The 24,591-nt window shown below is 29.9% G+C and carries 21 protein-coding genes; 8 read left to right on the forward strand and 13 right to left on the reverse strand.

The annotated features are described in order from the left end of the window. Nucleotides 1–2: 2 nt before the first annotated feature. The 6 genes from DIS07_RS01145 to kynU all read right to left on the reverse strand — a co-directional run bounded on the left by DIS07_RS01145 (nucleotide 3) and on the right by kynU (nucleotide 5,511). Nucleotides 3–743: a DUF6090 family protein gene (locus DIS07_RS01145; protein ID WP_109403383.1), complete on the reverse strand. Its 741-nt coding sequence runs from the start codon at nucleotides 741–743 to the stop codon at nucleotides 3–5. Continuing rightward, nucleotides 743–1,804 (reverse strand): DUF6090 family protein, encoded by a 1,062-nt coding sequence (locus DIS07_RS01150; RefSeq protein ID WP_109403384.1) that lies wholly within the window; start codon nucleotides 1,802–1,804, stop codon nucleotides 743–745. The genes DIS07_RS01145 and DIS07_RS01150 overlap by 1 nt, the downstream gene beginning before the upstream one ends. Nucleotides 1,805–1,913: 109 nt before the next feature. Further along, the gene (locus DIS07_RS01155; RefSeq protein WP_109403385.1) at nucleotides 1,914–2,318 is read right to left on the reverse strand and encodes a RidA family protein; all 405 of its coding nucleotides are present in this window, start codon (nucleotides 2,316–2,318) and stop codon (nucleotides 1,914–1,916) included. 1 nt (nucleotide 2,319) lies between these two features. Next, nucleotides 2,320–2,841 (reverse strand): DUF1697 domain-containing protein, encoded by a 522-nt coding sequence (locus DIS07_RS01160; protein ID WP_109403386.1) that lies wholly within the window; start codon nucleotides 2,839–2,841, stop codon nucleotides 2,320–2,322. Beyond that, a complete protein-coding gene (locus DIS07_RS01165) occupies nucleotides 2,842–4,251 on the reverse strand; it encodes an FAD-dependent oxidoreductase (RefSeq protein WP_109403387.1) in 1,410 nt (469 codons plus the stop codon). Further along, complete coding sequence (gene kynU / locus DIS07_RS01170; protein ID WP_109403388.1) at nucleotides 4,252–5,511, reverse strand: kynureninase; 1,260 nt, start codon at nucleotides 5,509–5,511, stop codon at nucleotides 4,252–4,254. Between the two features lie 98 nt (nucleotides 5,512–5,609). On the opposite strand from kynU, the gene DIS07_RS01175 reads away from it, so the two are divergent. Next, a complete protein-coding gene (locus DIS07_RS01175) occupies nucleotides 5,610–6,791 on the forward strand; it encodes a C40 family peptidase (protein ID WP_109403389.1) in 1,182 nt (393 codons plus the stop codon). 69 nt (nucleotides 6,792–6,860) lie between these two features. Here the strand turns inward: DIS07_RS01175 and serA are convergent, their stop codons facing one another. Then, nucleotides 6,861–8,753, reverse strand: coding sequence for a phosphoglycerate dehydrogenase (serA, locus tag DIS07_RS01180; protein ID WP_109403390.1), 1,893 nt, complete (start codon nucleotides 8,751–8,753; stop codon nucleotides 6,861–6,863). 140 nt (nucleotides 8,754–8,893) lie between these two features. Then, complete coding sequence (locus tag DIS07_RS01185; protein WP_109403391.1) at nucleotides 8,894–9,715, reverse strand: UbiA family prenyltransferase; 822 nt, start codon at nucleotides 9,713–9,715, stop codon at nucleotides 8,894–8,896. Between the two features lie 186 nt (nucleotides 9,716–9,901). Between DIS07_RS01185 and gcvP the strand changes: the two genes are divergently transcribed. Together gcvP and DIS07_RS01195 are read left to right on the forward strand one after the other, a co-directional pair. Beyond that, nucleotides 9,902–12,784 carry an aminomethyl-transferring glycine dehydrogenase gene (gene gcvP, locus DIS07_RS01190; RefSeq protein ID WP_109403841.1) on the forward strand — a complete coding sequence of 961 codons (2,883 nt, stop codon included), beginning with the start codon at nucleotides 9,902–9,904 and terminating at the stop codon, nucleotides 12,782–12,784. A gap of 173 nt (nucleotides 12,785–12,957) precedes the next feature. Next, nucleotides 12,958–14,031: a tetratricopeptide repeat protein gene (locus tag DIS07_RS01195; RefSeq protein WP_109403392.1), complete on the forward strand. Its 1,074-nt coding sequence runs from the start codon at nucleotides 12,958–12,960 to the stop codon at nucleotides 14,029–14,031. Nucleotides 14,032–14,174: 143 nt separating this feature from the next. On the opposite strand, the gene DIS07_RS01200 is transcribed toward DIS07_RS01195, so the two are convergent. Both DIS07_RS01200 and DIS07_RS01205 read right to left on the reverse strand, forming a co-directional pair. Next, nucleotides 14,175–15,680 (reverse strand): FMN-binding glutamate synthase family protein, encoded by a 1,506-nt coding sequence (locus DIS07_RS01200; protein WP_109403393.1) that lies wholly within the window; start codon nucleotides 15,678–15,680, stop codon nucleotides 14,175–14,177. A 356-nt stretch (nucleotides 15,681–16,036) separates the two neighbouring features. Beyond that, the gene (locus DIS07_RS01205) at nucleotides 16,037–16,288 is read right to left on the reverse strand and encodes a type B 50S ribosomal protein L31 (RefSeq protein WP_109403394.1); all 252 of its coding nucleotides are present in this window, start codon (nucleotides 16,286–16,288) and stop codon (nucleotides 16,037–16,039) included. 177 nt (nucleotides 16,289–16,465) lie between these two features. On the opposite strand from DIS07_RS01205, the gene DIS07_RS01210 reads away from it, so the two are divergent. After that, nucleotides 16,466–17,509 (forward strand): glutaminyl-peptide cyclotransferase, encoded by a 1,044-nt coding sequence (locus tag DIS07_RS01210; protein WP_109403842.1) that lies wholly within the window; start codon nucleotides 16,466–16,468, stop codon nucleotides 17,507–17,509. A 42-nt stretch (nucleotides 17,510–17,551) separates the two neighbouring features. After that, on the forward strand, nucleotides 17,552–19,066 hold the full coding sequence (locus DIS07_RS01215; RefSeq protein ID WP_109403395.1) for a hypothetical protein: 1,515 nt from the start codon (nucleotides 17,552–17,554) through the stop codon (nucleotides 19,064–19,066). Nucleotides 19,067–19,071: 5 nt separating this feature from the next. Here DIS07_RS01215 and DIS07_RS15015 read toward each other — a convergent pair whose 3' ends face one another. Together DIS07_RS15015 and DIS07_RS01220 are read right to left on the reverse strand one after the other, a co-directional pair. Further along, nucleotides 19,072–19,209 (reverse strand): hypothetical protein, encoded by a 138-nt coding sequence (locus DIS07_RS15015; RefSeq protein WP_181374499.1) that lies wholly within the window; start codon nucleotides 19,207–19,209, stop codon nucleotides 19,072–19,074. Nucleotides 19,210–19,399: 190 nt separating this feature from the next. After that, nucleotides 19,400–20,680 carry a metal-dependent hydrolase family protein gene (locus DIS07_RS01220; RefSeq protein WP_109403396.1) on the reverse strand — a complete coding sequence of 427 codons (1,281 nt, stop codon included), beginning with the start codon at nucleotides 20,678–20,680 and terminating at the stop codon, nucleotides 19,400–19,402. A gap of 64 nt (nucleotides 20,681–20,744) precedes the next feature. Here DIS07_RS01220 and DIS07_RS01225 point away from each other — a divergent pair, with 64 nt between their 5' ends. From DIS07_RS01225 to DIS07_RS01235, 3 genes are read left to right on the forward strand one after another with little or no spacing between them, the layout of a single operon-like run. After that, entirely contained in the window at nucleotides 20,745–21,425 is a 681-nt protein-coding gene (locus DIS07_RS01225; protein ID WP_109403397.1) for an SDR family NAD(P)-dependent oxidoreductase, read from the forward strand. Between the two features lie 3 nt (nucleotides 21,426–21,428). Next, complete coding sequence (locus DIS07_RS01230) at nucleotides 21,429–22,016, forward strand: SprT-like domain-containing protein (RefSeq protein WP_109403398.1); 588 nt, start codon at nucleotides 21,429–21,431, stop codon at nucleotides 22,014–22,016. Next, a complete protein-coding gene (locus DIS07_RS01235) occupies nucleotides 22,013–23,095 on the forward strand; it encodes a mannose-1-phosphate guanylyltransferase (protein ID WP_109403399.1) in 1,083 nt (360 codons plus the stop codon). Before DIS07_RS01230 ends, DIS07_RS01235 begins: the two co-directional genes overlap by 4 nt. Nucleotides 23,096–23,116: 21 nt before the next feature. Here DIS07_RS01235 and DIS07_RS01240 read toward each other — a convergent pair whose 3' ends face one another. Further along, nucleotides 23,117–24,589 (reverse strand): DUF389 domain-containing protein, encoded by a 1,473-nt coding sequence (locus DIS07_RS01240; protein ID WP_109403400.1) that lies wholly within the window; start codon nucleotides 24,587–24,589, stop codon nucleotides 23,117–23,119. Nucleotides 24,590–24,591: the final 2 nt, after the last annotated feature.

Here is a 24,591-nt window from a genome sequence, read left to right on the forward strand (position 1 = left end):
TATTATTCCATTTTCAATTCTTTATCTAATAGCTGCAACACCAAAGTACATTCTTCTATTATGTTTTGAAGCCTCCAAAATGCACTTTTATTATTTTCTCTAATATTGATTGCCATTTTAACAATTTCTGGATCTGTAAAAAATGATTTTTTCAAATTGTTTTGTGTTGTAATTTTACCATCTAAATTTTTTGTCCCAATAATGCTTAAAATTTGAAAACGTCTGTCCACTTGTGTTATAGATTTATCAGTTTTTTCAAATCTACTTAACAATTGTTTAGTTCTCGGTAAACTAAAATCATATAAATCTGTTAAAGCAAAACGCAAGGAATCGTTTGAAATTTTATCAAACCCAACTGATTTAATTGTTTCATAAGCTCCTTTATGATAAAGATATACAATACCTGTAGACATATCTCCGATTGCTTTAGAAACGGAGTCTAAATTTGTTTTTTTTTGAATTATTAAATTTATTAAATTCTGTGCGCCATTACTTGCCGTTTTTGTTCTTTTAGAAAGCATATTGAAATAAAAAGTGTCTTTAATTATCTCTTTTCTTACTTCTTTTAGCATTTTAATTTCAAAAACTCTGTCTTTTTTAACTTCGTTATTATTATTAATTTGTAAAGCAATTAAAATTCCAATAACAACCAAAACAATTTCACCAATAGCATATTTAAAATATTTGGAAGTTTTGTTTTCCATAAGTAGGTTTTGACGGATTTTTCTAAAGAATTTAATCATTAATCTAGTTTTATGGCTTCAATTGTATTTCCAGAATTATGAATATCATAGGCTTTAAAGCCTGTTACTTTATTTTTAGTATCTCTTAAAAATTTAATTGGGTAGATATTGGCAAATACAAAGCCTAAAGAATCTTTACCATATTCTCTCAAAATATAGCCTTCAAAATATAGCTCACGTTGTTTTGGAGTTGACCAAAATAAAACACCATATTTTTTTTCAATAAACTTTGAAACACTATCTTTTTTAATAAAATAATTACCAATAAAATCTTCTATATTGTTATTAGAATATTCTAACCCAAAGCTTTTAATAACTTTAGGTAATTCAGATGTGTCATTTGTAATTTTTCTAATCATCAAATAACATAGCAAAGATTGATTTTTAACACCTGAAACTTGATTATGATAACGGTTAAAAAATGCTCTGTATTTTACTAAGTTTTTTCTATGTTTCTTAGAAGAATAAAAATAAGTAAACACTTCTTCAGGACTTTCTTCATTGGCTTTAAAATTTTCCATCCAGTCATAATTATTATGAAGGTAAATTCTATAGTCTTGCACAAGGTTGTTAGAAACTGTTTGGTTTTTATTTAAAAAATCTGAGCGTTCATTATATAATCTACTTAACTTACTTAATATAGCATCATATTTTGAAGAAACAATATCTATTTGTTCATTTAATCGATTAAAGCCTTGTCTATTCTGTACAAATCTAGTGGTAGCTAAACCTATAATTTTAAAATATGAAAAGTTATCTCTATAATATTGTTCTGGTTTAGTAGCCTTAAAAAAATGTGTTAACATTTTGTCTTGCTTTTCCCATCCATCAGAAAAGTATTGTGCTTCTTGTATATCGTTAAGTAAATCTTTTTGAACTTGCTTTAATATCTTAATTACTTTCTGCTCATTATTCTGTTCTTCATTCCAATTATTAATCTGCAATGCAATTAAAATACCAATAACCACCAGAATAATTTCACCAACTGCATAGAATAGATATTTGTTGAAACTTTTTTCAACTAATAGTTTTTGACGGATTTTTCGGAAGAATTTTATCACAGCTAGTTTGGTTGCTAATTATAAGTAGTCAAGATACAAAAAATGTTAAAAACATTAATTGTTTACAAGCTACACCAATCCAAAAACATACTGTATAGTTTTAAAAGAATTATTGCTCTTTAAAAGCAGTAACTTTAATCTCTACTACCAAATCTGGATGTGGCAATTGATGTACAGCAACAGTAGTTCTAGTGGGGCCTGTTTCTTTTTCGAAAAACTCTGCATAAGCTCTGTTGTAGTCTGCAAAATCATTCATATTTACTAAAAAAGAAGAAACATCAACCACATCTTTTAAACTTGCTCCAACTGTATTTAAGTTCTTGTCAATATTTTGTAAAACTTCTTTAGTTTGTAGATAAGCATCTAATTTTTTTGTACCCATTTCATCAATAATATCAACTCCAGCAATGGTATTATCTGCTCTTCTAGAACTGGTTCCTGACACAAATATAAAATCGCCCACAACTTTTACGTGTGGATATGCGCCTCTTGGTGTTACTTTTTTTTCTGACATATTATGTTTTTGCTAATTCTAACAACTTTAAAGTTGTCCTTAAATTTCTAGTAGTTGCTGTTACTTTTAACTTTTTTTCAAAAAGATTATTAGATAATTTGGTTTTTGCAAAGGTTGATGGGCAATAGAGATAAACCAAATCATCAACTATTTTATATGCGTCATCTCCAACATTCTTTATTGCTATTTTAGTATTCGTTGGTATATTATCTAAAAAAGTGAATGCTACTATTTTCTCATTTTCTATTGAAAAAGGATAATTTTCAATCGCTTTTTTCCATTCAGGAATTGTTTTAGCAATTACTGGAACAGTATATCCAAATCTATTTAAAATTTCTTGACTTATTTTCTTACAAATTACTGATTTACTTTTATCAGCATCTAAAATGATATTCCCACTCTGAATATAAGTTTGTACATTTTGAAAACCCAAATCATTTAATAAACTACGTAAATCTGCCATTGGTAATTTGTTTTTACCTGACACATTAATTCCACGTAATAAAACAATATATTTCTTCATTTACAATCCCGCAATTTTATCTTCCTTTAAAATCTTTTCTGTTTCTTCTTTTACTTTATTTAGAACAATTTCTAGCTCTTTTTTACTCATTTCTAAGGATGTAGAAATGTTTTTATCTGCAATTAAATTCAACAATGCTTTATCTTGAGCTCTACCTCTTTTCATAGCTTCATTATAACCTATTTCTTCATTAAAAGTGACTAAAGAATATTTTGAAAAATACTGATTTGAAAAATGCTTTTCTAAATCCATTTCAATTTTTCTTTTCTCCTTAAACAAAGGATTTGCAACGTGGTCGCGCATTTCGTAAAAATTATCAATTGCCAAATCTGCGATGGCATCTGTGTCTTTTTTTCTTACTTTTTCATAAGCTTTAAAAACAGCATCCCAATTTTCTAAATTTTGATTTAAAATCGCATCAAAAACTACTACATCTTCAAAAGAAGCATTCATTCCTTGTCCGTAAAAAGGCACAATTGCATGCGCAGCATCGCCCATTAACAAGGTTTTCTTTTGATAAGACCAAGGACTGCATTTTACAGTACCCAAAGGTCCTGTTGGATTGTTGGCGAACTCCTCTTTTATATTAGGAATCAGAGTTAAAGCATCTGGGAATTCTTTTTCAAAAAAAGCAGTTATCTTTTTAGTTGAAGTTAAATTATTGAAATTATACTCACCTTCATCATAACTTAAAAAAAGTGTCACAGTAAAACTTCCATCCATATTTGGTAAAGCGATTAGCATAAAATCTCCACGTGGCCAAATATGTAAATGACCTTTACTTATTTGATGATTTCCTGAATCATCAGCTGGAATCTCCAGTTCTTTATATCCGTGATTTAGATAATTTTGAGAATAACTAAATAAGAACTTCCTTTCAGAAATATAACTTTTACGTAAAGATGAACCTGCTCCATCTGTTCCGAAAATGACATCTCCTTTTACTTTAAATTTCTCACCTGTTTCATAACTTTTAAAATGAGCTACTTTGTTTTCGATGTCAACCTTTTTGCATCCGCTATTAAAATGAATGTTCACATTTTCATGCTTTTCAGCTTCATCTAATAAAATAGCATTTAAATCTCCTCTTGAAATGGAATTGATATATTCTCCTTCTCTACCTGAATAATTGGAAGCAAACGTATTTCCTGCTTTATCGTGCATTAATCGACCATACATTGGTATACAAATTTCTTTGGCTTTTTCTTCCATTCCACACAAACGTAACGCTTTTAAACCTCTGTCTGATAAAGCTAAATTGATAGATCTTCCAGCTGAAATATCAACTTTTCGTAAATCTGGTCTACTTTCGTATACTTCAACTTTATAGCCTCTTTGTGCAAGTCTTAAAGCTAATAACGAACCACATAATCCTGCTCCAATAATTACTATGTTATCTTTTTTGTTCATTTATAACAATCCTTTTAAAATTTCAACCATTCTATAAACATCTTCAAATGAATTATACATCGGCACAGGCGCACAACGTATTACATCTGGCTCTCTCCAATCTGTTATAATATTATTTTGGGTTAGTTTTTTATGTAAACTTTTGTTGGCATTTTTTACTTGAATTGATAATTGGCAGCCTCTTTCTTTTGGATTTTTTGGAGTGATGATTTTGATATCATCAGAATTAATTTCGTTGATTAAAAACTCAAAATAACCCGTTAGTTTCTCTGATTTTTCTCTTAATGCATCCATACCAACTTCATCAAACAAATCTAAAGATGCTTTAATTGCTGCCATTGATAATATTGGCGGATTAGACAGTTGCCAACCTTCTGCACCTTGCATCACATCAAAAGGTTGTCTCATATTAAAACGAGTTGCTTTGTTATGATTCCACCAACCTGCAAAACGAGGCAATTCTTTATTCTTTGAATGTTTTTCGTGCACAAATAATCCTGCTAAACTTCCCGGTCCTGAATTTAAATATTTATAAGTACACCAAGCTGCAAAATCAACTCCAGAATCGTGTAAATTGGGTTGAATGTTTCCAGCTCCGTGTGCTAAATCAATTCCGACTATACAATCCTGTGAATGCCCGATTTCTGCAATTTTTTTTAAATCTAAAAACTGACCTGTATAATAATTTACACCTCCAATTAGCAACAATGCAATTTCATCTCCTTGTTTTGCAACGATGGTTTCTAAATCTTTTATATTCAGTAATTCTTTTCCTTTTCTAGGTTTCCATTCAATTAAATCATCTTCAGAAAAACCGTGAAATTTTAATTGAGATTGCACTGCATATCTATCAGAAGGAAACGCATCCGATTCTATAACGATTTTATATTTGGTTTTGGTGGGTCTGTAAAAACTGACCATTAACAAATGCAAATTTGTGGTAAGCGTATTCATAACCACAACTTCAATTGGTTTTGCTCCTACAATTTTTGCCATTTTATCTGTTAAATACTCGTGGTAATTTACCCAAGGATTTTTCGCTTCAAAATGACCTTCTACTCCAAAATTTGCCCAATCTTCTAATTCTTGGTTGATATAATTTTTTGTTGATTTTGGTTGTAAACCCAAAGAATTTCCTGTAAAATATAACCAATCGTTTCCCTCTTTATCCTTCGGAATAAGAAATCTATTTCGTAAATAAGAAAGTTTATCAGCTGCGTCTAACTGTTTGGCGTAAGCCAACGAATTTTGATATTGCATTAATTAAAAAAATGATTGTTCTCAAATATAAAACAATCCTAATTCAATTCCACTTTTTGAGTTTCGATTTTTTGTACATTCGCTTAAAATCACTTTCAATGAAATTGTTAATACCTTTTTTATTTTTTTTTCTAATTGCACTTGTTTCTTGCAAAGACAATTCTAAAACTATTGAAGAACTTCAGAAAATTAGTTCGAATCTTAAAAAAAAATATGCGCCTGATAAGCGTGTTGCTCTTTTTGATATTCAATTTCAGAATAAAAATGATGAAATTATCTTAACAGGTGAAACCACCTCTAAAAAAGCGTTCTTTATTTTAATTGACAGTTTAGAACATAAAGAAATTCTTTTTGATAGCAAAGTTCGTGTTTTACCAGATTCTGCTGTAAAAGATTTAAAATATGCGATTGCAAGAAATTCTGTAATTAATATTAGAAGTAAACCCAAACATTCTGCTGAGTTAGGCACACAAGGTTTATTAGGAATGCCATTAAAAGTATTAGACAAAAAAGGAGATTTCTATAGAATTCAAACACCTGACAATTATATTTCTTGGGTTGATAAAGGTGGAATTACAAGAATGAACAAAGCGGATTTTGAAAACTGGAACAATCACAAAAAAGTAATTTATACTAATACATATGGGTATGTTTATGCTGATAAAACTGAAAATTCTGCAATTATTTCTGACATTACTTCAGGAGGAATTTTAAAATACATCTCTATGGATGCTCAATTTTATGAAGTTATTTATCCTGATAAAAGAAAAGGCTTTTTAAAAAGAGAAGAAGCTTTGATGTATGAATCTTGGTTACACAAACTAAACCCATCAGAAGAAAAAATAGAAAGCATTGCAAAATCTATGGATGGTTTTCCGTATTTATGGGGAGGAACCTCTAGCAAAGGAATGGATTGTAGTGGTTTTACAAAAATGGTATATTTAATGAATGGTTTTATCATTCCTAGAGATGCATCACAACAAATTAATGCAGGTAAAACAGTAGATAAAAACCTTGATTTTTCTGATTTACAAAAAGGTGATTTATTATTTTTTGGGGCTAAAGCAACTGAGACTAAAAAACAAAGGGTTGTGCATGTTGGTATTTGGTTAGGTAATGGTAAGCAAGAATTTATTCATGCTTCAGGAAATGTGCATATTTCTTCTATGGATGAAAATCATTCTTTATATGATGAGTTTAACAAAAACAGATATTTAGGTAGCAGACGTTATTTGGGAGTTAAAGATAAAATGATTATTGACTTGAAGAAAAATCAATAAATTTTATTAAAAAAAAGAACCAAGATTTTAAAATCTTGGTTCTTTTTTTTAACGTTTATATTCTTAGAGTTAATACAATACTCTAAATTTTATTGTACCCTCTACTCCTCGTAATTTTTCGATTACTTCTTTGTTGTATTCTTTATCTAAATCAGTAATCACATACCCTACTTTTGGATCTGTTGATAAATACTGACCAGTAATATTCAAATCGTATTTTGCTAAAATCTTATTGATTTTAGCCATTACTCCTGGTACATTTTTATGGATATGTAAAAAACGATGCGCATTGGTTTGTCTTGGCAAACGAATGTTTGGAAAGTTTACAGCATCCACTGTGTTTCCAGAGTTAATGTATGCCATAATTTTGTTGGGTACAAAATCGGCAATATCTCTCTGTGCTTCTTCTGTACTTCCACCAACGTGTGGTGTTAAAATCACATTATCTAAACCTTTTAACTCTGTGTAGAATTCTCCGTTTTTTCTTGGTTCAGAAGGATACACATCTACTGCAGCTCCAGCTATTTTCTTGCTTTTTAAAGCAGCTACCAATGCAGGAATATCAACGACAAATCCTCTAGCTAAATTTACTAAAACCGCTCCATCTTTCATTTTAGAAATCTCTTCTGCTCCAAAGAAATTTTTATTTGCAGGATTATCATCAACATGTAAACTTACTGCATCTGAAATAGATAATAATTCTTCTAAAGAACTTACTTTAGTTGCATTACCAAGTGCTAATTTATCTTCAACATCATAATAATACACATCCATTCCTAAAGCTTCTGCTAAAACTGATAATTGTTTACCAATGTTACCATAACCTACAATTCCTAGTTTTTTACCACGAACTTCTCTTGAACCTGCAGCTGTTTTTTGCCATTGCCCATTATGTATTTCTGTACTTCTTTGAAATACAGAACGCATTAACATAATAATTTCTCCAATTGCCAACTCTACCACAGAACGAGTGTTGCTGTATGGTGCATTAAAAACGACGATTCCTTTTTCTTTACAAGCTTCTAAATCGATTTGTTTGGTACCAATACAAAATGCACTAACTACCATCAATTTTTCTGCAGCATCTACTACTTTTTGCGTCACGTTTGTTTTAGAACGAATACCTAAAACGTGTACGTCTTTTATTTTTTCTATTAATTCATCTTCTGATAAACTTTTAGAAACGGTTTCTACTGAAAATCCATCTGATGATAATTTAGTTAATGCATCTGGATGCACATTTTCTAATAGTAAAATCTTAATTCTGTTCTTTGGGTAACTTATATTTCTTGGCAACTTGTTAACGTATAAAAATTCATCTAAATTTGGGGCAATGTGATCTGCGTTTTGTGTTGTTTTTTCACGAGAAACATTTTCTGTGTAAGCAAAAAACTTATCTGCGACACCAGCTTCACGTGTTACATAATCGCTATAACCATCACCAATAACTTGTATTTCTCCTTCAAGGTTCATATCACTTAAACACTTGATTTTTCCATTGTGTTGAGAAAGTGGGTTATTGCTATCAAAGCTAATAATTTTTCCGTCATTATCAAACTCAAAAGTATTTGCAAAAACTCTTTCTGAAGGAATGTTATATTCTGCGACTATTGGATCTATAAATTCTTTAAATCCACAGGAAATTACATAAATGTCTTCTGCAAAATTTTCAAAAAACTCTTTATTACTTTCTATAGATTTAGAAACTTGCTTTTTTAAAGCTTTTACTAAACCTTCTAAATCAGACTTGTTAGCTTCTAATAACTTTATCCTTCTTTCTAAAGATTCTGTGAAAGAAATTTCTCCATCAATGCCTAAGTTAGTGATGTCTATAATTTCTTGTATAATAGCATCTTTTTTAGGATTATTTTCTAGTGTAATTTCAGCTAAAACATCTAATGCTTCTACACGAGTTAACGTGCTGTCAAAATCGAAAATATAATTTCTTTTTGTGGTAATCATTACTTATAAAATCTTGGTTGATTTAAGTGTGTAAATCTACAAATATAGTAGGGATTTAAGAAGCAAACTTACAGTTTTATGATATCTGTTTTATTTATCTTAAATATCGAAAAATAGCATAAAAAAAGTACTTATTTATCTTAAAAATTATCAAATCCTAAAAGAAGCAACCACCACAGTACAGGTAGCAACTCTACCCAAAAAGAGCTATAATATTTAGATTGGACTGTTTTTGCTCTCATCAAAAATAAAATAGTAATAAAAAAGAAAAGCATAAAAGGGGTTTTTACCTTTGATAAATCAGAAATAAAATACTCTAAAAGCAATGCAATAATTAATAAAATCAATCCTAGTTTTTTGGTTTTTTTAACACCTATTTTTTTTGGAATGGTCTGTAATGAAATCGCATCGAATTGAACATCTCTAATATCAAATGGTAATATTAAAATTACTACAATTAAAAAGCGTTGTAGCAACATTAATACAATATTTGTATTAATTTCTTTATCAGCATCAACAAAAGGAATTAGCACTGTAAATGCTGCCCACACTAAAGCAACTACCACAATCTTTAAATAGCTAATTTGTCTTAGACTTTTTTCAAATCCGCTTAAAAAAGGAACAGCATATAAAACTGTTAACAAACAAAAAGGAATTGTTAAAAACAAAGTTTCTCTTGGTACTTGATATGCAAAATAGCACAATGCTAAAAATGCAAAAAGAGAAAAGATTTGTATGATTTTCAAATCTTTTGTTAAACTTCTATGATGTAATTTAGCAACACCAGCATACTTCACAAAATTATATCCGGTAATAGTGCCAAAAAAAACAAAATAGTTTAGGATTTGGTTATTTGGTAAATCGTAATATAACTCAGTAATTCTTAAAAAAGCATAGACACCGAAAGCAACATGAATGCTTGCATTTATATAAAAATTAAAAATCAATTTAAACATCTTCATTTCACAAAAATAGAATTTATGTTCATAACATTGTTTTTTAGTTAATAATTAACATTGTTTTACTCGAAAACAATCTGTAGATATTTCTTTTATTACGTATTTTTGTTGCGCAAAATTTTTAATGAAATTTATTATTTTGAAAGAACAACTAAATCGATTGAAATAAGGCTAAAACAAACATTATTAATGAATACAAACTCGTTTCAACTTAGACATATTGGGCCTAATAAAAAGGAACAAGACAAAATGTTATCAACCATAAATGCTGAAAGCTTAGAACAGTTAATTTACGAAACTGTTCCCGACAATATTAGGCTTAAAAACGATTTAGATTTGGCTCCAGCAATGAGCGAATATGAATATTTAGCCCATATTAAAGAGTTATCAGAAAAAAATAAAGTTTTTAAAAGTTACATTGGCTTAGGATATCATGAAGCTATTGTACCTAGCGTAATTCAACGTAATATACTAGAAAATCCAGGTTGGTATACTGCTTATACACCTTATCAAGCAGAAATTGCACAAGGTCGTTTAGAAGCTTTGTTAAATTACCAAACCATGGTTTGTGATTTAACAGGAATGGAACTCGCAAATGCTTCTTTATTAGATGAATCTACAGCAGCAGCAGAAGCAATGGCTTTGTTGTTTGATGTAAGAGAAAGAACACAAAAAAAATCGGGTATTTGTAAGTTTTTTGTTTCCGAAGAAATTTTACCTCAAACTTTATCTGTGTTACAAACACGCGCTATTCCAATCGGAATTGAACTAGTAATAGGCAATCATCAAAAATTTGATTTTTCTAATGAATTTTTTGGAGCTATTTTACAATATCCAGGAAAACACGGACAGATTTACGATTACGACGATTTTGTTGCCAAAGCAAATGAAAACAATATAAAAGTAGCCGTTGCTGCTGATATTTTATCTCTAGTAAAATTAAAAGCACCTGCTGAATTCGGTGTAGATGTAGTTGTAGGAACTACCCAACGCTTTGGAATTCCTTTAGGATATGGAGGTCCACACGCAGGTTATTTTGCTACCAAAGAAAAATACAAAAGAAGTATTCCTGGGCGTATCATTGGAGTTACCAAAGATAAAAATGGAGAACGTGCTTTACGTATGGCTTTACAAACACGTGAGCAACACATTAAACGCGAAAAAGCAACCTCAAACATATGTACGGCACAAGTTTTATTGGCTGTTATGGCAGGAATGTATGCCGTTTATCACGGAAAAGATGGGCTACAATTTATTGCTGATGATGTTCATAATAAAACAAAAATGTTAGCTGACTTTATTCAGCATGAAGGTTTCAAGCAATTGAATTCTATATATTTTGATACGCTATTAATAGAAGTTGATGCTTTGAAATTAAAAGAGATTGCAGAATCAGCAAAAGTAAACTTTAATTATATTGATAATGAGCATATATCTGTTTCCATTAATGAAGCAACAACTTTCAAAGATTTAAGTTTACTTTTTAAAGTTTTTAGATTTCTAAAATCGAAAAATAACATTGAATTAAACAATGATTCTTCTGATACAATTTTCACTTCAAGAACATTTAATCCCGACGATTTAAATGCAATTCCAGAAAGCTTACAAAGGGATACACCATTTTTAGAAAACGAAATCTTCAATACGTATCAATCCGAAACAGATATGATGCGTTATATCAAAAAACTAGAGCGTAAAGATTTGTCATTAAATCATTCTATGATTTCTTTAGGTTCTTGTACCATGAAATTAAATGCCGCTTCAGAAATGTTGCCTTTAAGCAATCCACAATGGGGCAACATTCATCCATTTGTGCCTTTAAATCAAGCTGAAGGATATCAAAAGGTCCTTCAAAAATTAGAGCATCAACTAAATATTATCACAGGTTTTGCAGGTACATCTTTACAACCAAATTCTGGTGCACAAGGAGAATTTGCTGGCTTAATGACCATTAGAGCTTATCATCAATCAAGAAACGATTCTCATAGAAATATTTGTTTGATTCCTGCTTCTGCTCATGGTACAAATCCTGCATCAGCAGTTATGGCTGGCATGAAAGTGGTAGTTACCAAAACAGATGAATTTGGTAACATTGATGTAGAAGATTTACGCACAAAAGCAGAAGAACATGCTAGTAATTTAGCTGCTTTAATGGTAACCTATCCTTCTACTCACGGAGTTTTTGAAAGTGCTATTCAAGAAATTACAAAAATTATTCATGATAATGGTGGACAAGTGTATATGGATGGTGCTAATATGAACGCTCAAGTCGGATTAACAAATCCTGCTACCATTGGCGCTGATGTTTGTCATTTAAATTTACACAAGACATTTGCCATTCCTCACGGAGGTGGGGGCCCAGGAGTCGGTCCTATTTGCGTTGCACCACAATTAGTTCCGTTTTTACCAACAAATCCTGTGGTGGCTACTGGCGGAGAAAATGCAATTACTGCAATTTCAGCTGCACCTTGGGGCTCTGCATTGGCATGTTTAATTTCTTACGGATATATTACCATGTTAGGTTTTAGAGGATTAACAAACGCTACTAAGAATGCCATTTTAAATGCCAATTACATCAAAGAGCGTTTACAAGGTCATTATGATACTTTATACACAGGCGAAAAAGGACGTGCTGCACACGAAATGATAATTGACTGTCGTAATTTTAAGCAAAAAGGAATAGAAGTAGTAGATATAGCAAAACGTTTAATGGATTACGGATTTCACGCACCAACAGTTTCTTTCCCTGTAGGAGGAACTATGATGATAGAACCTACCGAGTCTGAAAGTTTAGCAGAATTAGATCGTTTTTGTGACGCAATGATTTCTATTAGAAAAGAAATAGAAGCAGCTACCAAAGAAGAAACTAACAATCCTTTAAAAAATTCACCTCATACGCAAGCAATGTTAACAGCAGACGAATGGGATTTACCTTACACTAGAAAACAAGCTGCTTTTCCTTTAGATTATATCGCAGACAATAAATTTTGGCCTTCTGTTCGTAGAGTGGATGATGCTTTTGGAGACCGAAATTTAATCTGTTCTTGTAACCCTATAGAAGATTATATGTAAGACACATAATGTCTTTAATTAATTTAAACCATCTCATTTTTTGAGATGGTTTTTTTATGAAAACGACTACTTATACGTATTGATTTTGTAATTTAAAATCATTAACTTCGTTAACTATGGATATAACGAATTTAAACTCGGCATATCCGTAACTAGTTGATAAAAATTAAGAAATGAAATTACATTTTGTCTATTTATTAATATCATTTTTACTTATTTCAACTAATTTTTTCTGTCAAAAAAAAATTAAAAAAGAGGAATTTTTAGGAAACTGGGTGAAAATCAAGACTGAAATGAAAGATGGAAGTAGATTAATAGCTATCTATAAAGGTTATATAAAGCAATTTGAAATGACCTTTCAAAAAAATAAATTCTATAAAGACTATTACCCTGCACAATACTACAGAAATGCAACTTTTGATTATAAGCTAAAAAATAACAAGTTAATAACCTCAAAACATTTTGCTTATAAAATTGAAAAATTAACAAAAGACAGTTTGGTTATCAGTGAGGAAATGAAAGGAGTAGAAAGTGATAAACTGAAAAGACATTATTTAATTAAAAAGCAAAGTATTATAAGCAGACAAAAAGAATTAAATAAAGATTCTAGTGAGTTAATTGCTAACTTTTTTTTCACTCCTAAATTTAAAGATAATATCAAATTATATTTAAATAATATGTTAATGAAAAGACATATTAATTTAAAACTAAAAGGAAAAATATTATTAGATACAAAAAATAAAAAAGTTGAAACTAAAATTACATACAGAGACATTGAAAATATATCAATGCAAGAAAATATTTTAGTTAATGCCTTAAATAATTCTTACACTCTTTGGGACATTAAAGGCTTCGAGAATTATGAGAATATCATAATTAATTTTGTGATAATTATGAACAGAAAAGGAAAGAAATCCTATGGTATCAAAGTTGGACTTTTAACTAATTCATTTGAGCAAGCACTTGGTTTATATGGACTTAGTTACAATCAAATTACAAATGGAAATAAATTTTTGAGTTTAGGAATTAAAAGTATCGAAAATAAGGAGTATAAAAAGGCTATTGAATATTTTACTAAATCTTTTAAATCTAATCATACATTAGTTGAATCTTTATATAATAGAGCATTTTGCCTTTATAAGTTAAAGGAATATAATAAAGCTTGTGAAGATTGGAATATTTTGAAAGAATTAGGTCAAAAAAAAGGAGAGAAATTATTTAAGAAAAATTGTAAAATTATTGAATAAAACGTTTACCATCACTGTATAAACTTTATTGCTGCTAAATTTTTCCTTCGGAAAAATACGCAGGCACAATGTTGTTTAATAATTTGCTTACTTTTAGCATAACTAAAACGCAACAAAGCATATACGAGAAACGTTAACGAAAATTAATAATAAACCTCTTCTAAACTTACAATTTTATCATCCTTTTTACGTCTAAAAACATGTTTAGATGCTATCTGATTTATGGAATCTAACCCCATAGCTGCAGTCATTTCTTTAACGGCTTGTATGGTTTTATCATGGTAGTTTTTAACACGTATATTTTTCTTTTCTACCACCAAAGCTTTAACCAAATCTTCATCTTGTGTTGCTACACCAACTGGGCAAGTATCTAAATTGCATTCTCTAGCTTGAATACATCCTAAACTTAACATAAAACCTCTAGCGATTCCAACAGCATCTGCCCCTAAAGCCAAATATTTTACCACATCAAAAGCGTCGATAGCTTTTCCGCTAGCAATAATTTTTATCTGCTCTTTAAGTTTGTATTTTTGTAAAATTTTATTTACAAAAACCAATCCTTCTATTAAAGGTGTACCTATATAATTGGTAAATTCTAAAGGCGCTGCTCCTGTACCACCTTCTCCTCCATCAACAGCTATAAAATCTGGATAATTATTGGCTTTTACAAAAGCTTCAATCATTTGTTTAATTTCATCATTATTACCCACACAAAGTTTAATTCCTACTGGTTTTCCTTCCGACAACTCTCTTACTTTTTGAATAAAAACAATCATTTCTTCAAAGTTAGAAAATGCAGAATGACTTGGTGGTGAATCAACTTGTGTACCTACTTCTACTTTTCTTATGGCTGCAATTTCAGGGGTGTTTTTCATAGCTGGTAAAATACCTCCATGACCAGGTTTTGCTCCTTGTGAGAATTTAATTTCAATCATTTTCACTTCTGGACGAATGGCATTTTCTTTAAAAATTTCATCATTAAAAACCCGTTTCCCATTAACAGTTTTTCCTGCACCAAAATAACCTGTACCTACTTGAAAAATTAAATCTCCACCTTGTAAATGATAGGGCGAAATACCTCCTTCTCCAGTATTATGAGCAAAATTTGCCATTTTTGCTCCTTGATTTAATGCCATAATTGCATTGCTACTTAGAGAACCAAAAGACATTGCAGAAATATTTATGATAGAACTTTGGTACTTCTGAGTACATTTATCAGAACCAAAAACTATAGCTTCTCCTTTTATAGTATGATAATCTTTAGGAAAAATTGAATGCTTTACAAATTCATATCCTTTCGCATACACATTATGTTGTGTTCCGAACGGAATAGTTTCTTTTTCTAATTTAGAACGCTGATACACAATACTCCTTTTCTCTCTATTAATTGGAGTTCCGTTTAAATCGTCTTCTATAAAATATTGCTGTATTTTTTCTCTTTCTTCTTCAAACACCCAGCGCAAACGAGCTACTAAAGGAAAGCTTCTTAACAAAGAGTGCTGCGTCTGTAAACTATCATAAACCGCAATTAGAGTTAATAAACCAGATATTGATAACAAAATTATAGTACCTGTTTGTGGTATAAAATAAACTAAAACAGCGAATAAAGTGGTTATTAAGAAAAGAACTAAAAGAATGGTATTTCTCATTTTTATTATTGAATTTAAAGAAATTTAAAAATACAATTTTAGTATCTAATTCACCAAAAAAGCTTTTTGATAAGTTGAGTTAGTGATTACAGAGAAAATTTCTTTTTTATATTATTTATAGAAAGTCATTACTAATAAAATGCAGTAATTTTTATAGTTGAAAGATTACTTCGTAAACTCCAAATAACAAAGAGAAAGAACAAAAAAGATTGTAACGAAAAAATACAACTTAAAAGGAAACCGTAAAAAATAGAATTAAGTAGAATTCATTATGAGGTACTCAAATAAATTCAGGACAATAAAAAACCTCAACAAATAAATGTTGAGGTTTCAATATTCTTAAAAATTTAAAAGAATTACTTCTTAAATTTTGCGTATTTGTTTTTAAACTTGTCAATACGTCCTGCTGTATCAACTAATTTAGATTTACCAGTGTAAAATGGATGAGATGTTCTTGAAATCTCTAATTTTACTAAAGGATACTCAGCACCATCTACTTCTAAAGTCTCTTTAGTGTCTGCTGTAGAACGCGTTAAAAACACATCTCCATTAGACATATCTTTAAATGCTACCATTCTATAATTTTCTGGATGAATTCCTTTTTTCATTTTATAATATTTTAATACTTTAATGTTATGTTTGCACTGAGTAAAGTTGGTAAGGTTTTACTCCAATCTCTAAATAGTTGTTTTTTACTATTTTGAGGATGCAAATTTAACTATAATTTTTAATTTACAAATAAATAATTTGTTTTTATTTGAACTATGGAAAACAAAACACCAAAAATGAAACATTTATCTTACATACTACCCTTTTTTCTGAGCATTGTTTTACTCTCTTCTTGTGCGGATGAATATAAATTTAGTTTAGAACACAAAAAGAAAGTTACATTAAATGAATCTTTTAATGTAACGCTAAAAGAAAAGGAAGGAAAACCAGTAAAAAGCAGTCAGTTTTTTGTGAACGGAAAAGAAATTACTGCTATCAACGGAAGCTTTACATTAAACACTTCTGATTATGGAGTTGGTATGCATGTAATCTCGGTTTTGGTATTTTTTAACGATGAAAGCAAAAAAGAAAATAGTTTTTTTGAAGTTTTAGCTGATAAAAAACCAATGGTTTACAATTATAAAATTATAAACGAATATCCACACGACAAAAAAGCATATACGCAAGGTTTAGAGTATTATAACGGTTTTTTATATGAAACTACTGGTAGAAGAGGAAAATCGTCTCTTAGAAAAGTAGAACTTAAAACAGGTAAAGTTTTACAAAAAATAGATTTAGATAAAAAATATTTTGGTGAAGGAATGACCATCTTCAATAATAAAATTTATTGGTTAACATGGCAAGCTAAAAAAGGGTTTATTTATAATTTGGAAACTTTTAAACAAGAAAAAGAATTCTCTTACCAAAAAAGTAATGAAGGTTGGGGTTTAACCCACAACGGTTCTGAATTGATAAAATCTGACGGTACACACAAAATCTGGTTTTTAGACCCAGAAACGTTAAAAGAAAAGAAATCGATTCAAGTTTACACCATAGACAGAGCAGTTAAAGATTTAAATGAATTAGAATTAATCAATGGTAAATTATATGCCAACAAATACCAAAAAAACACCATTACCATTATAGACCCTAAGACAGGTATCGTTGAAGGCCTTGTAGATTTAAGACCTCTAGAAAAAGAAATGAAAAAAACGCAAAAATTAGAACCTCAAGATGAAGTTTTAAATGGTATTGCTTACGATACAGAAAATAATAGACTTTTTGTTACTGGTAAAAATTGGGGCAAATTATTTGAGATTGAATTAATCGAAAGGCAATAATCAACTTAATAAAAAGTTTTATTTTTACACAAAATTGATTTTATGAGATATTTGTTAGGACTTCTTGTGTGTATTTTTCTTATTAGCATAAGTTCATGTAGAAAAGACTTTGAAACTATTCTAAGTAGTGGTCAGTTAGAGTTTTCTAAAGACACGGTTTTTTTAGATACCATTTTTACAAATATTGGTTCAGCTACCTATAATTTAAAAGTTTACAATCGCAGTAATAATTCGATTACTATTCCACAAATTATATTAGAAAATGGGATTTCATCTAAATACAGACTAAATGTAGACGGAGTTCCTGGAAAAAATTTTAACAGTATCGATATTCTAGCAAAAGACAGTATTTTTATTTTCATTGAAACAACTGTTGACATAACAAATATATCTAACCCTTTATACACCGATCGTATTTTATTTGATGCTGGAGATAGACTTCAAGATGTAGATTTAGTAACATTAGTAAAAGACGCAAACTTTATTTTTCCAGGCAAAGATGCGATAACAATGAAAATTGATAGTTTGACTTTGGATGGAGAACCTACAACATTAAAAGGACGTTTTTTAACCGATTCTGAGTTAACTTTTTCTAAATCAAAACCAACAGTAATCTATGGGTTTGCTGCAGTACCAGCCAATAAAACATTAACCATTGAGGCTGGAGCAAGCATCCATTTTCATGATAATTCTGGTTTAATTATCGACAATAAAGCCACTTTAAAAGCAAACGGAACTTTATCTGAAAAAATTACTTTTGAAGGCGATCGATTAGAACATCGTTTTGATAATATCCCAGGGCAATGGGGTGCAATTTGGATGAGAGCTGGAAGTAAAGAAAATGAAATTAAACATGCCATTATTAAAAATGCTATTGTTGGTATTTTAGTAGATAGTATTGGTAGTTTAAATTCTCCTACTTTAAAATTACAAGACACAGAAATCTACAATCATTCTAGTTATGGAATTTTAGGAAGAGAAACCAATATCGAAGCTCATAATATTGTAATTGGTAGCGCAGGACAAACCTCTTTAGCAGCCACTATTGGCGGAACTTATAATTTTACACACTGTACTTTTGCAAATTATTGGAATAGTAGTTTACGTCAATTGCCAGCAGTTTTAGTTAATAATTTTTATACAGTTACTGATGACGAAGGTAAAGAAACTGCTTTTGTAAAAGATTTAAAAGCTGCAAATTTTACAAATTGTATTTTTTGGGGAAATAATAATATTGAGTTTGTATTAGATAAAATTGAAGGTGGTGGTTTGTTTAATTATAATATTAGTAATTCTCTAATTAAGTTTAATGATAGTAATGAAGATTTTAAAGATGTAACAGAATTAGACTTTACAAATTCCTTTTATCAAAATATTATTTTAAACGGAAATCCAAATTTTAGAGATACTCAAAAAAATGATTTTATTATTGGACAAGATTCAGATGCAATTAATAAAGCTAAAACTACCTCATTTACTTTAGATATTTTAGGTGTTGATAGAAGTTCTAATCCAGATATTGGCGCTTACCAGCATGTTATCTTTAAAAAAGACTAATTTGATTATTTTTCTTTTTGCTTTCTGATAAAAAACTGACTTAGGTTCGTAATAGCTATTATCAACCAGATTCCTCTGTAAATCCAAGAATTAATTTCAAAACCAAAAAGTGCCGTTTTAGAATTTCCTTTAATAATATTCACAGTAAATATTATTAAAGCTAAAACACCTCAAACCAAATCCCAATTCTTATTTCTCACTTGTATAATTATATCAGCCCCTAACATTTACCTAATACTCTTTTTATATAAAAATTCAACAAGAAGAGTAGAACAAAACACTAATTCTAAACTTCTCTAGTTTAGTAAATTTTAAAAAAGAGTAAAACTAATTTTACCTTTTATAAACTATTCCGTTTTTCATTACAAAAACCACGTTTTCCATAGTAGAAATATTTTTAATAGGATCATCATTAACTGCTATAATATCTGCTAAAAATCCTTTATGAATTTGACCGATTTCATTTTCCATTTTTAAAATCTTAGCATTGGTAATTGTTGCTGATTGGATAGCTGCTATTGCTGGCATACCGGCTTCGACCATATATCTAAATTCTTTTCCGTTAATTCCATGAGGAAAAACACCTGCATCTGTTCCAAAGGCAATTCCAACTCCTTTTTTATATGCTCTACGAAAAGTTCCTTGAATTTGAGGACCAACCACCAAAGCTTTGGGTACAACAATATCTGGGTAAAACCCTTTTACTTTAGCTTTTTCAGCCACTTCTTTCCCTGCGGTAATAGTAGGCACCAAGTATGCATCATACTTAATCATTAAATCCATAGTTTTATCACTCATATAAGTACCATGCTCTATAGTTTTTACACCTCCAATAATTGCTCTTTGCATCCCCTCATCTCCGTGTGCATGAGCAGCGACATGCATTCCGTAGTCTTTAGCCATATCACATATAGCTTTGACCTCTTCTACTGTAAATTGTGGATTATCTCCCGATTTCGCAACGCTTAAAACTCCGCCTGTAGCCGTAATTTTTATACAGTCTGCTCCGTTTTTATATCGTTGTCTCACGGCTTTTTTGGCATCTTCAACAGAATTTACGACCCCTTCTTTTGGTCCAGGGTTGCCAATTAATTTTCTACTGCTTCCATTTGTAGGATCGGCATGACCTCCAGTAGTTGCAATCGATTTTCCAGCTGTAAAAACTCTAGGCCCTGGAATTTTACCTGCGTTTATAGCATTTCTTAAAGATATATTTACCCCTGTTCCACCTAAGTCTCTTACAGTTGTAAATCCATTTTTTAAAGTTAATTCTGCAAATTTTACAGAGTTGTAAGCAATGTCAGCCTCATTTAAGATATATTTTTTTATTCTAGTCTTTTTATCATATTCCATTTCTAAATGAACATGCATATCAATAAGACCTGGCATTACCACTTTGTCTTTTAAGTTAATTGTTTTTGCTGTTTTACTTTTTACCATTAAATAACCATCAACTACAGAAACTATTTTATTTCCTTGCACTACAATAGTCTTTTTCTTAGCTATTTTGCCTGTTTTAGTATCTATCAATTTTCCGCAGTGAATATAGGTTGTTTGAGCAATTGAATACTGAAAGATAAACAGCGTAAAAAAAAGAAATATTATTTTTTTCATTTGAATAAATTTTATCTCTAAATGTATGAAAAATTGAGTAGATTGCTTCTTTAAACATCATAAAATGAAAAACATTGTTATTACTGGTACAAGTAGAGGAATAGGTTTTGAACTAGCTCAACAATATGCAAATAACGGACATCAAGTATTAGCTCTTTCCAGAAACACAAAACCCATTGCCAATATAAACAACAAGAATATAACTACAATTTCTGTAGATATTTCTAATAATTCAGATTTAAAAAAAGTAACTGATTATATTAACAAGAATTGGAAACAGGTAGATATTTTAATAAATAATGCTGGAAAACTAATTAATAAACCTTTTACAGAATTAACTTCTAATGATTTTTTAGAAGTCTATAAGGTAAATGTTTTTGGTGTTGCAGAGTTAACAAAACTTTTGATTACAAAAATGAATAAAGGTGCTCACGTTGTTACGATTAGCTCAATGGGCGGAATTCAAGGCAGTATGAAATTTCCTGGTTTAGCTGCTTATTCTTCGGCAAAAGGAGCTGTAATTACTTTATCAGAATTATTAGCCGAAGAGTATAAAGAGCAACAAATTGCTTTTAATGTATTAGCCTTAGGTGCAGTACAAACAGAAATGTTAGAAGAAGCTTTCCCAGGATATAAAGCCCCAATTTCTGGTGGTGAAATGGCAAATTATATTTATGATTTTGCCTTGACCGGTAATAAATTTTTTAATGGAAAAGTTTTACAAGTATCATCTACAACACCTTAGTTTTTGAATACTGAATATCAAAAATATATTCCCAAAAAAGCGATTCCTTTTGTTCAATTTTTGATTGATGAACATCATTTTACTTTAAAAATTGTAAATCAAAGACAAACTAAACATGGTGATTTTAGAAAATTACCAAATGGAAGTTATCAAATTACAGTTAACAACAACTTAAACAAATATCAATTTCTGCTGACGCTTGTTCATGAAATTGCACATCATGTTACACATCAAAAATTTGGAAGAGTTCAACCCCATGGCAAAGAATGGAAAGCTATTTTTCAACATCTAATGCTCCCCTTTTTACATCCAGAAATTTATCCTAAAGAAATACTTCCTCTTTTAGCCAAATATCTTAAAAACCCAAAAGCAAGTACAGATGCTGATGTTAATTTATCATTAGTATTAAAAGAAAATAAGGCAGAAAACGGAAAGAGTTTTATATTTGCCATACCCGAAGGAATGTTTTTTGTTTTTAAGGACATTATCTATAAAAGAGGAAAAAAAAGAAGAACAAGGTACGAATGTTTAAATACAAAAAATCAAAAAGTGTATTTATTCAATCAAAATGTAGAAGTAAAAAAAATATGACAAACAATAAAGATTATTACGCAGTTATTATGGCAGGTGGGGTTGGCTCAAGATTTTGGCCAATGAGTACTCAAAAAAACCCAAAGCAATTTCACGATATGCTTGGGGTTGGTCAAAGTTTAATTCAACGAACGTTCGAAAGAATAAATGGGCTTGTACCCTCTAAAAACATACTAATTGCTACTAATAAACGCTATGAAGAGTTGGTTTTACAACAACTTCCAAAAGCAACAAAAAACAGTTTATTACTTGAACCCAGTATGCGAAACACTGCACCTTGCATATTATATTCAGCTTTAAAAATATACCAACAAAATCCAAATGCTGTAATCTTAGTTGCTCCATCTGACCACTGGATAGATGATGAAACCGAATTTTTAAATAATATTCAAACTTCTTTTGACGCATGTAGCAAAGAAGAAATTTTAATGACATTAGGTATTCAACCAGATTGTCCAAATACAGGGTACGGTTATATTCAATTTAAAAACGAATCATCAGAAATAAAAAAAGTAAAAAGCTTTAGAGAAAAACCTAACCTAGAAACTGCAAAAGAATTTTTAGTTAGTGGAGAATATCTTTGGAATGCAGGTATTTTTGTTTGGTCAGCTAAAGGTATATTAAATGCTTTTAAAGAATTTTTACCTGAAATGATAAACATTTTAGATGATGGTAATAATGTTTATAACACTGACTTTGAAGATGATTTCATAAATAACAATTATGGAAAATGCGAAAACATTTCCATTGACTTTGGCATTATGGAACAAGCTAAAAATGTGCATGTATTACCTGTTGATTTCGGATGGAATGATTTAGGCACTTGGGGGTCTTTATATAATAAACTAGAAAAAGACGAATATCAAAATGCCGTTGTTGGTCCTCAAACTATTTTTAGAGATGCAAACGGAAATATGATAAGAACTCAATCTGGTAAAAAAGTAGTAATTCAAGGTCTCCAAAACTTTATTGTTGTTGAGAAAGAAGACGTTTTATTAATTTGTCCAAAAAAGGATGAACAAGATATAAAACAAATTGTTTCAGACGTCAAAAACAATTTTGGCGATGAATTCGCTTAAAAAAAATCAGTTATATTTTTTTTATTTTTCTCTTCTAATAAAAAGCGTATCAAGTCCCATTTCTTTTTGAAGCCAAGTTCTTAATTCTCTCTCTTTTGGCGCTATAATACTATCTGGCAATTTAAGATTCCATCTTATAGTTGCCATTGGTATTGTATCAATTTTAATAAAATCTTTTGAAGACAAAACACTTGCAAAGCCAATTTCTTGAATATCTACATAACGTATTTTAGCATCTTTTGCAATTCTACTAAAAGCAACAACTTTTTGATTTTTATTTAAAGCATCTTGTTCTATTCTTTGATTTAAAGTGGTAATTGTATTCTGTAAATCTGCAATTTGCTTTTGAAGCCCTGCAATAATATTCTTACTTTCTTGTAATTCTTCTCTTTTTTCTTTGTAAGCTGTTGTAATTAAAGCAAAACTTTTAGTATCACTCCCTTTAATTCTTAAATTAAATCCTACTAAATTTGGATATTCTTTAAGGTCATTTAACTCATTATTTAAGTCATTTTCTGTTGCTTCAGTAATTTCATTAAAAAAGTTTAAAGAAATTTCTTTTCTATCTAAATCTTTATCCCAATCTATAAGTTGTAAATACTTATTTGATCTAATTTCATTATTAATAAATCCATTTATTTGAGTATTTACCTGATTTTCATTAAAAACTCTAATAAATGTAAATATAGCAGGAATCATAACCGCAACTCCAATTACGGTTGCAATAGTTGCATAACGTTTTCTTTTGGCTGCATTAGCATATTTATGCATAGGAAAACGCAACAACTTTAAAACAATAAATGTAGCTAACGCAATAAAAATTGTGTTAATGGTAAATAAATAAAGTGCTCCAAAAAAATACTGCCAGTTTCCTTTAGCAAGACCATAACCAGCTGTACATAGCGGAGGCATCAAAGCAGTTGCAATTGCAACTCCAAAGATTACAGAAGCTATTGTTCCTTTCTTAGTTCTAGCGACCATTAGTGCTAAACCTCCAAAAAAGGCAATTAAAACATCACGTATATCCGGACTAACTCTACCTAATAATTCTGAGTTATCTTCACTCAAAGGAAAGAAATAAAAAAACAAAAATGAAGCAAATAAACTAAGTACAATCATAGTCCCTAGATTAACTAAGGATTTTTTAAAAGTATCAATATCATTTAAAGCAAAAGACATACCAATCCCTAAAATTGGTCCCATTAGAGGTGATATTAACATCGCTCCGATAACAACCGCAGTTGAGTTTGCATTTAACCCAATCGAGGCCACAAATACGGCAAAAATAAGAATCCAAGCTGTAGCTCCTTTAAATGGAATATCTGCTTTAATTGCTTCTAAGGTAGCTTCATGATCTGTATCTTCTCTAAAATCTAAAAGCTCTTTTAAATATGTATTAATGCTTTCTAGAAAACCTTTTGCATCTTTCTGCAAATTTGCTCTAGAATTTTCTCCTGAATTTTGGGTTTCGGTTTTATGAATATTTTCTTCCATCA

Source organism: Polaribacter aquimarinus (genome assembly GCF_003129485.1).
GTDB classification, from domain to species: domain Bacteria; phylum Bacteroidota; class Bacteroidia; order Flavobacteriales; family Flavobacteriaceae; genus Polaribacter; species Polaribacter aquimarinus.